The organism is Amycolatopsis sp. ATCC 39116 (genome assembly GCF_000231075.2).
Classification (GTDB): Bacteria; Actinomycetota; Actinomycetes; order Mycobacteriales; family Pseudonocardiaceae; genus Amycolatopsis_E; species Amycolatopsis_E tucumanensis.
Genome location: NZ_AFWY03000014.1, coordinates 127458 through 137901 on the forward strand (window position 1 = coordinate 127458; position 10444 = coordinate 137901).

Sequence of the window (10444 nt, forward strand, 5' to 3'; positions counted from 1 at the left end):
GGGTTCAGGCGACCGGGACCGGCGCTGCGGTCGCGGGCTCGGTCAGGCGGGCCGCCTGTTTCGCGGCCTCCGCCTTCAGCAGGCGGCGCATCCGGACGAGCGCGATGTCGTGCTGGTAGAGGTTCTCCCGGTCCCAGGCGTCGGCGGGCATCGCCTCGGCCATCTCGCGGTCCTGCTCCAGCACGGCGTAGTGCCGGGCCTCCAGCCGGTTGCGGTAGAGGAAGCGCCAGCTGTCCCGTTCCCAGCCGGACACCTTGCGGCAGCGCCAGAAGAACCCGGCGTGCCGGTTCGCCGAGATCGCGCACAGCCCGGCGACGATCGTGAACGGCCCGCCCGGGCCGGCGGTGTCCGGGTACGGGATGTCGAGGGTGACCCAGTCCGCGCCGCCGTGGGTCAGCTCGACCCAGTCGAAGTTCACGCCGCGCTGGTCGGTCTTCTCGAACACGAAACCGTTGTCGGTCGCGCGGATCTGGAAGACCGCTTCGCGCTTGCCCGCGAACATCGTGTGGCTGTTGCGGTGCAGGAACGCGCCGTGCATCGGGTCGAGCAGGTTGTCCAGGGAGTACAGGTAGGGCGCGTCCCACTCGACGTAGCAGAGGAACTCCGACCACTCTCCACCCGCGATCGGCTCCGGCACCTCCAGCGGAGCCGGTGGCGCCGACTCGTCGAGCCCGAACCAGGCGAAGACCGCCCCGGCGTGCTCCTCCGCCGGGAACGTCCGCAGCACGCGGCGGCCCTCCAGGGCGCAGCCCGGGCTGCCCGGCACGGACACCACCGTGCCCTCGGCGTCGACCTGCACGCCGTGGTAGTTGCAGGCCACCCGATCGCCCATGTGCACGCCCTGCGACAGCCGGGCGGCGCGGTGCGGGCAGCGGTCCTCCTGGACGTGCACGACTCCGGCGCCGTCGCGCCACAGCAGCAGCTGCGCGCCCGCGCGCTCGATCCGGACCAGCTCACCGGGACGCACGTGCCCGGACGGGCACAGCGGGTACCAGCGGTCCCGCAGCCCGAACCGCAGCAGGGCCTCGGTGGTGTGCAAAGACTTCACGTCTAGCTCTCCGTTCCGCTCAGGCGGGCCAGTTCGGCGGTGAACGACGACTCGGTCCAGTCCTCGCCGCCCGCGGGGCGCACCCCGGAGGAGTTGAGGGCGGCCACCACGCCGGGCAGGTCGTGCACGCCGCGGCCGTAGATCGCCTCGAGTTCGTCGCCGAACGCGTTCTCGTAGCTGGAAGGCATGTCCTCAGTCCTCCACGTCCAGGACGAGCTCGGCCGACCGGCTGCGGGACACGCAGATCAGCATCGTGCCGCCGGCCGCCTTCTCGTCGTCGCTCAGCAGGAAGTCGCGGTGCTCGGGTTCGCCGGCGAGCACCTTGGTCTCGCAGGTGCCGCACACCCCTTCCCGGCAGGAGTTGGGCACGGACACCCCGGCCCCGGCGAGAGCGTCCAAGATGGACACCCCGGCGGGAACCGGAACCCGGCGCCCCGACCCGCCGCACACCACGTCGAAGCCGTGGTCCGGCCCGGTGGTTTTGGGTTCCGGTGCGCGGAACCGCTCCACCCGCAGCATCGAGGCGTCCGGCAGCGCGGCCTCGACGGCGGCGATGAGCGGTTCCGGGCCGCAGCAGTAGACGAGCGTGCCCGGCCGGAGTTCAGCCAGCCCGGCCGCCAGGTCAGGCGGTCCACCGCGCTCGTCGTCGGCGTGCACGCGCACCCGGTCCGCGGGCAGGTCGCCCAGGAAGGCCATGCTAGACCGGGAGCGTCCACAGTAGAGCATGGACCAGTCGGAACCCCGCTGCTCCAGGTGGTTCGCCATCGCCAGCAGGGGAGTGATGCCGATGCCGCCCGCGATCAGCAAGTGCCGGGTCGCGTCTTCGAGGGCGAAGTTGTTGCGTGGCCCGTCGACCTCGATCAGCGTGCCCGGGGTGAGGCGCTTGTGCACCCAGGCGCTGCCGCCGCGGGAGGACGGCTCGCGCAGGACGGCCACGGTCCAGCTGTGCCCGTCCGCCGGGTCGCCGCACAGCGAGTACTCCCGGACCAGCCCGTTGGGCAGGTGCAGCGACAGGTGCGCGCCCGGCTCCCACGCCGGCAGGGCCGCCCCGGCGGGGTCGCGCAGCTCGACGCGCACGACCCCGTCGGCCAGCCAGGTGCTCTGGTGAACTCGTACCGTCCGGGTCATGGCTTCAGTCGCGGGTCACGCCGTGCATCGGCGAGGTCGGCGGGTAGGTCGGCAGCTGCGGCTTCTGCGCGCCGATGATCACTGCGAACAGGGCGTCGGTGTCGCCGATGTTGCGCAGGCTGCGCGGCACTCCGGCCGGGACGCGGATCAGGTCGCGGTAGCCCAGCACGCGGCTGGCGGTCTTGGTGCCGTCCTCGACGTCGTGCACGGTGACTTCGAGGGTGCCTTCCAGGACGAAGAAGACCTCCTCCACGTCGTGGTGGGTGTGCTCGGGGCCGATCGCGCCGGCGGGCAGCCGCATGTTGGAGAACGTGAAGTGCTCCGACGGCAGGATGCGGTTGTCGGTGTCGTGGTTGCCGGTGGCGCCGGAGCCGATGTAGCGGACCTGCGCGCGGCGGAACTGCTCGCCCGCCTTGGCCTGGAAGCCGAGCGTGTCCCAGTCCTCGTAGCGGGATTCGCGGGTGGCGATGCAGGAGTCGATCAGTTCCTCGAGGCCGGCTTGCGTCGTCGTCACGGGATCTCCTTGGATGTCTTAGCTCTAAGGGAACTTGGGAAGAGTTTGTAGCATCGCGACCCGGGCGACGACAACCCTTAGCTCTAAGTTTTCTGGAGGTTGGTTTCGATGGTGTTAACGGCTTCCAATTAACTTAGAGCTAAGTTATTCTGCCTATCTGGACGGCCTGTGGAGGTGGCTCGATGACAGTGCCCGCGGACGAGATCCTGGTGGCCGGGCGGTGGCGGCGCGGCGGTGGCGCGCCGCTGGAGTGCGTGGACCCGGCGACCGGTGAGCCGATCGCGGTCGTGCACGGCGCGTCCGTCAGGGACGTCGACGAGGCGGCCCGCGCGGCCTGGGTGGCCGAGTGGGCGGCGTTGCTCCCACACGAACGGGCCCGGGTCCTGGCCCGGGTCGGCGACCTGATCGAGCGGGACGCGGAGTCGCTGGCCCTGCTGCAGACCCACAACACCGGCAAGGCGCTGCGCGAGACGCGCGCGCTGGTGGCGAGCGCGGCCGCGACGTTCCGGTTCTACGCGGCGGCGCTGGAGACGATGGAGACCGCGCTGACCCCGCAGCGTGGGCCGTGGCTGACGATGTCGGTGTACGAGCCGGTCGGGGTGGTCGGCGCGATCACGCCGTGGAACTCGCCGATCGCCAGCGACGCGCAGAAGATCGCGCCCGCGCTCGCGGCGGGCAACGGTGTGCTGCTCAAGCCGGCCGAGGCGACGCCGCTGGTGTCGCTGGCGCTGGCCCGGCTGGTGCTGGAGGCCGGTGTGCCGGCGCGGTTGCTGTCCGTGCTGCCGGGCCCGGGTTCGGTGGTGGGGGACGCGATCGTGCGGCACCCCGCGGTCGGGAAGGTCGCCTTCACCGGGGGCACGTCGACCGGGCGGGCGATCGGGCGGATCGCGGCGGAGAAGGTCATGCCGGTGACGATGGAACTGGGCGGCAAGTCGCCGACGATCGTGTGCCCGGACGCGGCGGCCGAGCAGGCGGTGGCCGGGATCCTGTACGGGATCTTCTCCTCCACCGGGCAGAGCTGCATCGCCGGGTCGCGCATCTTCCTGCCGGAGTCGCGGTACGCCGAGTTCCGGGACCTGCTGGTGGCGGGCGCGTCCCGGCTGCGCATGGGCCCGGGCACGGCGGCGGACACGCAGGTGGCGCCGCTGGCGACGTTCGCGCACCGCGACCGGGTGGCCGCGCTGGTGGACCGCGCGCGCGAGGAGGGGGCGCGGGTGCTGTGCGGGGGAGAGGTGCCGCCGTCGGCGGGCGCGTACTACCCGCCGACCCTGCTGGAGGGGCTGTCGAACTCGTCGAAGACGTGCCAGGAGGAGATCTTCGGCCCGGTCGGCGTGCTGCTGCCCTACCGCGACGAAGAGGACCTGGTGGCGCAGGCGAACGACACCGTGTACGGCCTGGCGTGCGGCATCTGGACCGCCGACTACCGCCGCGCGTGGCGCCTCGCGCGGCGGATCGAGGCCGGGACGGTGTGGATCAACACGTACAAGCAGTTCAGCATCTCGACGCCGTTCTCCGGCAGGAAGGAGAGCGGGCTGGGCGTCGACAAGGGCCGCGAGGGGATCCTCGGGTACCTGCGGCAGAAGAGCGTGTACTGGGGCCTCGACGAGGCGCCCCTGCCCTGGGCGGGCTAGGTGTTGTGACCTGGCAGGTTGTGGAGGGTCAGGGCAGTCGGGTGATGGGTGGGTGGCCTGTTGCCAGGCGGTGGGTGTTGGGGGTCTAGGGCTGGGCGTAGGCGAATTCGGTGAGCAGGGTGCGGTGGAAGCGTTCGGCTTTGCCGTTGGTCCAGGGGCAGCCGGGTTTGATGTAGCGGCGGCGCAGCCCGAGGGCGGTGCGGACCGCGGCCCAGCAGGTGCCTCGGCGGTAGGCCAGGGCGTTGTCGGTCAGGATTCGCAGCACGGTGATGCCGTTAGCGTGACCCATCGAGGACCTCCAGGGCTGGTAGTGGATGCGTCGCAACACCCACTCCGCCCGGAGGCCCTCCCCACAATCAACCCGACACGCCGTCCACAACCTCACCAGTCACAACTGCTAGCGCCGCTTCCGCTCGTCCACCATGGCCTGGATCCGGGCGATCGCGGCGACCCGTCCGTCGCCCGCCTGCCCGGGTCCGGCCGGGTGGGGCAGCATCGGCTCGGGGCGGTGGCCGAGCAGCAACGGGTTCCCGATCATCTCCAGGCCGCTGCTGGTGCGGTAGTAGCGCTGCGCGAACCGCACGCCCTCCGGCCTGCCCTGCTCGTAGGCGTCGACGAACACGGCCTCGGTCCGGTCCTCGTCCAGGGTCAGGAAACCGTCCCAGGCCAGCGCGACATGGCGGGGGACCGGGTCGGCCGCGGCGAGGTCCTGGCGGGCCAGCGCGACGCTGCCCTCGACGGTGAAGTTCTCCTCGGAGTCGACGTAGCGCGTCGCGACCTTCTCGCCGTTGGGCATCACGGCGAGCACGAAGGGCACGAACCCGGACTCGGTCGTTTCCGCGTTTTCGACCGCGAAGTCGATCGCGTCGAACAGGGTCGCCGTGGCGTCGTTGCCGAGGTTCGGCACGGGGTCGGTCATCAGGCAGCCTTCCGGGGGGGATGATCGTTTCCCGGTCCGACTCACCGGCGGCCCGGACGGTTCCCCTCGGATTCGGCGCGGTCGGCCATCTCGGCCAGCCGGATCGAATGCTCCAGACGGCTCAGCAGCTGCGCCAGCTGCGTCCGCTCGGTCTTCGTCAGGCCCGCCAGCATCCGGTTCTCGTTGGCGAAGTGGACCTCCGCGACCTTGTCGGTCAGCGCGAGGCCCTCGTCGGTGAGTCCGATGTAGACGATGCGGCGGTCGGTGGCGTCGCGTTCGCGGTAGACCAGTCCGGCGGCCTCCAGCTTGTCGACCCGCTGCGTGATACCGCCCGTGGTGAGCAGGTTCGCGTCCGCCAGCTCGCCCGCCGTCCGGCGGTACGGTGCGCCGACGCGCCGCAGCGCGGCCAGGATGCCGAACGCGGAGATGTTGACCCCGTACCGCCCGAACACCCGGTTGAGCTGCACGGTGTACCCGTCGAAGGCGCGGTGCAGCCGCCCGAACACCGCCAGCGGCGACGCGTCGATCTCCGGCGCCTCGCGGCGCCACTCCGCGAGCATCAGGTCGACCGCGTCCGGCTGCGGCTTGTCGCGCTTCGGCATAGGATCCCCTCAAAACATTTCTACCGTAAGAATATCATCGCTAAGATAGCGTGGAGGACGGCCGATGCGGGTGGCGGTGGCGGGGGCGTCCGGGTTCGTGGGACGGCGGTTGTGCCCGGCGCTCGTCGAGGCCGGACACGACGTCGTCGCGATGACCCGGCGCCCGGACGACTACGCCGGGGCGGGCGAACCGGTCCACGGCGATGTGCACGACGCCGGTTCCCTTCGCGAAGCGCTGGCCGGCGCCGCCGCGGCCTACTACCTGGTGCACTCGCTGGGCGAGCCGGACTTCGAACGCCGCGACGCCCGCGCCGCGCGCAACTTCGCCCGCGCCGCCGCGGACGCCGGCCTGTCCCGGATCGTCTACCTCGGCGGGCTCGGCGACGACGCCGACGACCTGTCCCCGCACTTGCGCAGCCGCCGCGAGGTTGAGGGCCTGCTGGGGGAGGCGGGCGTGCCGGTGACCGTGCTGCGCGCCGGGATCGTCATCGGCCACGGCGGGATCTCCTGGGAGATCACGCGCCAGCTGGTCGAGCACCTGCCCGCGATGGTCACCCCGCGGTGGGTCGGCACGCGCACCCAGCCGATCGCGCTGGCCGACGTCGTCCGCTACCTGGTCGCGCTGCTGGACGTGCCGCCGGGGCGGGTCTTCGAAGCAGGCGGCCCGGACGTCCTGGCCTACGGCGAGATGCTGAAGCGCGTCGCCGGGATCGAGGGCCGGTTCCGGGTCATCGTGCCGGTGCCGCTGCTGTCGCCGAGGCTGTCGTCGCTGTGGCTGTCGCTGGTCACCGACGTGGACGCCCGCACCGGCCGGTCGCTGGTCGACTCGATGATCAACGAGGTCGTGGTGCGGGACCACAGCCTGCGTGAGGTGGTGCCGTTCGAGCCGATGGGCTTCGACGCCGCGGTGGCGGCCGCGTTGCGGGAGCGGGCCGGGGCGTGAAGACCGCGCTGGGGCTGGTCACGGCGGCTGGGGCCGGGCTGCTGGGATACTCCTTGACGCGGAAACCGGGTTCGCGGGAGTTCGTCGGTTCGACCGCGGCGGTGGCTGGGGTCTGGGCCGCCGGGAGCCTGCTCGACCGGACGCCCGCCGGCCGGGTCGGCGCCGGGCCGGTTGCTTGCGGCGTCGGCGCGTTCGCGGTGTTCCGCGCCGGTGCCGAGGTGGCCCGGCGGATCCCGGTGCTGCGGCGGGCGCTGCGGCGCGTGCTGCGCTACGCGACCGCGGGCAACGGCGGCGCCGTGCTGCTCACGACGCTCGCCAACGGCGCGGCCGAGGAGCTCTTCTTCCGCGGCCCGGTCTACAACGCGCTGGGCGCGACCGGGTCGACGGCCGTGTACGTCCTGACCACCACCGCCACCCGCAACCCCGCGCTGGTCGCGGCGTCCGCCGTGATGGGGACGGTGTTCGCGTGGCAGCGGCGGTCGGGCGGCGGGGTGCTGGCGCCGCTGGTGACGCACGTGGTGTGGTCGGCGTTGATGGTGTGGCGGCTGCCCGCTCTCGTCCCGGAGCAGGCCGGTCCGTAACCTGACCGGGTGACGACTACGGACGGACTGACCGTGGACGGCGCCGGCAACCTCCTCGCCGGGCGGTATCGGCTGGAGAGCCGTGTCGGGGCCGGCGGCACAGGCGTCGTCTGGCTGGCTCGTGACGAGCGTCTGGAGCGCCAGGTCGCGGTCAAGCAGCTGTGGCCGGGCCCGGCGCAGAGCGAGCAGGCGCGGCAGCGGATCCTGCGCGAAGGCCGCAACGCCGCCCGGCTGCGCCACGCCAACGTGGTCACCGTGCACGACGTGGCCGAGCACAACGGCCAGCCCGTGCTGGTGATGGAGTACGTGCCGTCCCGCAGCCTCGCCGAGGTCGTCGCCGAGCAGGGGCTGCTCACGCCGGAGGCCGTCGCGCGGATTGGATTGCAGGCCGCCGGCGCGCTCGCCGCCGCCCACGCGGCCGGGATCGTGCACCGCGACGTCAAACCGGGCAACCTGCTCGTCGCCGACGACGGCACGGTCAAGATCGCGGACTTCGGCATCTCGCGCGCGACCGGCGACTCGGCGCTGACGCAGGGCGGCCTGGTCTCCGGGACGCCGATGTTCCTCGCGCCGGAGATCGCGCGCGGCGAGGAGCCGACGCCCGACTCCGACGTGTTCTCGCTGGGCGCCACGCTCTACGACGCGGTCGAGGGAGTGCCGCCGTTCGGCGACGACGAGAACCCGATCGCGTTGCTGCACCGCGTCGCCGCGGGCGAGGTGCCGGAACCGCAGTACGCGGGCCCGCTCGCCCCGGTGCTGATGGCGATGCTGCGGCCCGACCCCGCCCAGCGGCCCAGCACCGTGCAGGTGGTGACCGCGCTGCAGGCGGTCGCGGACGGGCAGCCGGTGCCGCCGCGCACGCTGAACCCGGCGCGGGCGCGGACGCAACCGGTGGTGACGCCGTCTTCGCTGACTGTGCCGGTGGCGCCGGTTGCCGGGCCGGTGGGTGCTGGGGCGCGGTTGGACGCGCCGGCGGCCGAGTCGATGGGTGCTGGGGCGCGCGTGGACGCGCTGGTTGCCGGGCCGGGCGGTGCCGGGACGCGGGTGAACGCGCCGGTCGGCGCTGGAACGCGGCTGGACATTCCGGTGGCCGAGCCGGTTGGTGCTGGGACGCACCTGAACGCCCCGGCCGCCGGGGCGGCCGGCGCCGGGGCGCGGGTGAACAAGCGAGTCGCCGGGCTCGTCGCGTCGAAGCGCCGCTTCCTGCTGCCCGTCGCGGGCGCGTTGCTCGCGGTGCTGGCGGTCGTCATCCTGTTCACGCAGCTCACGCCCGACCCACCGGCCCCGGCGCCGGCCCCGCCGCCCGCGGCGCTCGACGCCGCCGCGATCACCGGAGCGGTGCGCGAGTACTACGCGTTGCTGCCCGCCCGGCCGGACAACGCGTGGACCCGCCTCGGCCCGAAGATGCAGGTGCAGGGCCAGGACGCCTACCGCGCTCGCTGGGCGGGCATCACGGCCCTGATGGTCACCACGCCACCCGCTGTAGTCGCCGACAACACCGTGTCAGTGACGATCGCGTACACCTTCGAGGACGGCCGCGTGGTCACCGAGACGCACCAGCTCGGGCTCATCCCGGCCGCTCCGGCCCCCCTGATCGACAGCGACGCCGTGCTGTCCAGCGAGACGAGCACGCCGCCGCCCCCGCCGCCACCGTCACCCACCCCGACGCCCGCCGCCGAGCCCCCACGCGCCGGTGACGACCGGGGAGACCGCCACGACGACGACCGCGGCGACCACCGTCCCGGCCGCGGGCACGGCCGGGACCGCGACTGACCGGCACCGTTTCCGCTTCCGGAGCGGCAGTTTCCTGAGCGGCGGGCGGCGGGGTGAGCCGGCTCAGCCGCGCGGAGCATGCCCTTGCGGGTGGCACGCGCGACCAGTCGGTGGCCCCCCGTGGTTCTGCCTCCTGGGCTGCGGGGGAGCACGTGCGTTGCTGGTGCCTTGCCCCGGCCGGCGCTAACCGCCTTCGGTGTCCCGGGGGTATTCGGCCTGCCCGACGGTGCCGGTCGTGTCGGCCTCCTCGGTGCTGCGCGACACGGCGGTCTTGCCCGGCTGCGGCGGCTCGAACGGTTCGCCGGTGCTCTCGGCGATCGAGGTGCGGCTGTCCGCGTTCTCCTCGGTGTCGTCCTGGGCCTGGTGTCGTTCGGGGTTCATGCCGCGGTGGGTACCCGCCGGGCCAGTGGGTATGTCGGCTGGTGCGACCGATCTCCCGAGGAGGCACCATGCCGGACCCAGAGCGCGCGGCCGGTCCGGCCGGCGACCGCGGCACGAGCCGGGGCGACCCGGGCCTCGGCGAGCCGCCGCGACCGCTCGCCGGCGGGCTCGAGCTGCGCACCAGTTCCTTCAGCGACAACACGTTGATCCCCGAGCAGTACTCCTACGAGGGCGGCAACGAGCGGCCGTCGCTGGCGTGGCTGCGCATTCCCGACGGCGCCGCGGAACTCGTGCTGCTGTGCGAGGACCCGGACGCGCCCGCGGGAACGTTCACCCACTGGGTGGTCACCGGCATCGCGCCGACGTCGACCGGCCTGGACTCCGGTGTGGAGGGCCGCAACGACTTCGGGGAGCGCGGCTGGGGCGGCCCGCGCCCGCCGGTGGGGGACGAGCCGCACCGGTACTTCTTCCGGCTGTACGCGGTGGACCGGAAGCTCGGCCTCGGTGAGGACGCCACCGGCCAGGACGTGCGCGCCGCCATCGAGGGGCACGTGCTCAGCACCGGCACCATCATGGGCCGCTTCGGACGTTAGGAGACCACGATGACCGACCCCCGCCGCGAAGACCTGGACGAGGAAGCCCGCCCCGCCACCGAACAGGACGAGGGCCTCGGTGAGGAGGACAACTCCCTGCCGGAGGACCGCACCCCGAGCGGCCCCGGCGAGGAGGCCTGACTCACCCACCCACCGTTCCCGGCGCGCCACTGGTCGGGCAACGCTCCGGTCGCGGACCCCCGGGCTCCGCGATCGGAGCGTTGCCCGCGCTGCCAAGCCCCGAGAAACCCGCGCGACTACTGCGGCTCGGTCGACCCGTGCGCGACCGGCTTGGCCGGGAGGTGGATGGGCTGGGGGCGGCGGGCGTGCC

At 73.0% G+C, this 10444-nt stretch carries 14 protein-coding genes; 6 read left to right on the forward strand and 8 right to left on the reverse strand.

Features of this window, described 5'->3' with window-relative positions; all coding sequences use genetic code 11:
• Window positions 1-4 precede the first annotated feature (4 nt).
• From AMY39116_RS0317645 to AMY39116_RS0317660, 4 genes are read right to left on the reverse strand one after another with little or no spacing between them, the layout of a single operon-like run.
• Window positions 5-1048 carry a Rieske 2Fe-2S domain-containing protein gene (locus AMY39116_RS0317645; protein ID WP_235716159.1) on the reverse strand — a complete coding sequence of 348 codons (1044 nt, stop codon included), beginning with the start codon at window positions 1046-1048 and terminating at the stop codon, window positions 5-7.
• A 2-nt stretch (window positions 1049-1050) separates the two neighbouring features.
• Window positions 1051-1236 (reverse strand): recombinase-like helix-turn-helix domain-containing protein, encoded by a 186-nt coding sequence (locus AMY39116_RS0317650; protein WP_020418958.1) that lies wholly within the window; start codon window positions 1234-1236, stop codon window positions 1051-1053.
• A gap of 4 nt (window positions 1237-1240) precedes the next feature.
• Window positions 1241-2176 carry a PDR/VanB family oxidoreductase gene (locus tag AMY39116_RS0317655; protein WP_020418959.1) on the reverse strand — a complete coding sequence of 312 codons (936 nt, stop codon included), beginning with the start codon at window positions 2174-2176 and terminating at the stop codon, window positions 1241-1243.
• A 4-nt stretch (window positions 2177-2180) separates the two neighbouring features.
• Window positions 2181-2690 carry a cupin domain-containing protein gene (locus tag AMY39116_RS0317660; RefSeq protein ID WP_020418960.1) on the reverse strand — a complete coding sequence of 170 codons (510 nt, stop codon included), beginning with the start codon at window positions 2688-2690 and terminating at the stop codon, window positions 2181-2183.
• 182 nt (window positions 2691-2872) lie between these two features.
• On the opposite strand from AMY39116_RS0317660, the gene AMY39116_RS0317665 reads away from it, so the two are divergent.
• On the forward strand, window positions 2873-4321 hold the full coding sequence (locus AMY39116_RS0317665; protein WP_020418961.1) for an aldehyde dehydrogenase: 1449 nt from the start codon (window positions 2873-2875) through the stop codon (window positions 4319-4321).
• An 85-nt stretch (window positions 4322-4406) separates the two neighbouring features.
• Here AMY39116_RS0317665 and AMY39116_RS0317670 read toward each other — a convergent pair whose 3' ends face one another.
• The 3 genes from AMY39116_RS0317670 to AMY39116_RS0317680 form a co-directional block, all read right to left on the reverse strand.
• Complete coding sequence (locus AMY39116_RS0317670) at window positions 4407-4610, reverse strand: IS481 family transposase (RefSeq protein WP_020418962.1); 204 nt, start codon at window positions 4608-4610, stop codon at window positions 4407-4409.
• 108 nt (window positions 4611-4718) lie between these two features.
• Window positions 4719-5240 carry a hypothetical protein gene (locus tag AMY39116_RS0317675; RefSeq protein ID WP_020418963.1) on the reverse strand — a complete coding sequence of 174 codons (522 nt, stop codon included), beginning with the start codon at window positions 5238-5240 and terminating at the stop codon, window positions 4719-4721.
• 41 nt (window positions 5241-5281) lie between these two features.
• On the reverse strand, window positions 5282-5842 hold the full coding sequence (locus tag AMY39116_RS0317680; protein ID WP_020418964.1) for a MarR family winged helix-turn-helix transcriptional regulator: 561 nt from the start codon (window positions 5840-5842) through the stop codon (window positions 5282-5284).
• A gap of 64 nt (window positions 5843-5906) precedes the next feature.
• On the opposite strand from AMY39116_RS0317680, the gene AMY39116_RS0317685 reads away from it, so the two are divergent.
• Genes AMY39116_RS0317685 through AMY39116_RS0317695 form a run of 3 tightly spaced genes read left to right on the forward strand, consistent with a single transcriptional unit; the run spans window position 5907 to window position 9139 of the window.
• The gene (locus AMY39116_RS0317685; RefSeq protein WP_020418965.1) at window positions 5907-6785 is read left to right on the forward strand and encodes an NAD(P)H-binding protein; all 879 of its coding nucleotides are present in this window, start codon (window positions 5907-5909) and stop codon (window positions 6783-6785) included.
• On the forward strand, window positions 6782-7366 hold the full coding sequence (locus AMY39116_RS0317690; protein ID WP_020418966.1) for a CPBP family intramembrane glutamic endopeptidase: 585 nt from the start codon (window positions 6782-6784) through the stop codon (window positions 7364-7366). The genes AMY39116_RS0317685 and AMY39116_RS0317690 overlap by 4 nt, the downstream gene beginning before the upstream one ends.
• Before the next feature lie 9 nt (window positions 7367-7375).
• Window positions 7376-9139 carry a serine/threonine-protein kinase gene (locus AMY39116_RS0317695; RefSeq protein ID WP_020418967.1) on the forward strand — a complete coding sequence of 588 codons (1764 nt, stop codon included), beginning with the start codon at window positions 7376-7378 and terminating at the stop codon, window positions 9137-9139.
• Window positions 9140-9322: 183 nt separating this feature from the next.
• On the opposite strand, the gene AMY39116_RS0317700 is transcribed toward AMY39116_RS0317695, so the two are convergent.
• Complete coding sequence (locus AMY39116_RS0317700; protein ID WP_020418968.1) at window positions 9323-9520, reverse strand: hypothetical protein; 198 nt, start codon at window positions 9518-9520, stop codon at window positions 9323-9325.
• Window positions 9521-9588: 68 nt separating this feature from the next.
• On the opposite strand from AMY39116_RS0317700, the gene AMY39116_RS0317705 reads away from it, so the two are divergent.
• Both AMY39116_RS0317705 and AMY39116_RS47845 read left to right on the forward strand, forming a co-directional pair.
• Window positions 9589-10113, forward strand: coding sequence for a YbhB/YbcL family Raf kinase inhibitor-like protein (locus AMY39116_RS0317705; RefSeq protein WP_020418969.1), 525 nt, complete (start codon window positions 9589-9591; stop codon window positions 10111-10113).
• Between the two features lie 9 nt (window positions 10114-10122).
• Window positions 10123-10254, forward strand: coding sequence for a hypothetical protein (locus tag AMY39116_RS47845; protein ID WP_017981498.1), 132 nt, complete (start codon window positions 10123-10125; stop codon window positions 10252-10254).
• Window positions 10255-10444 lie beyond the last annotated feature (190 nt).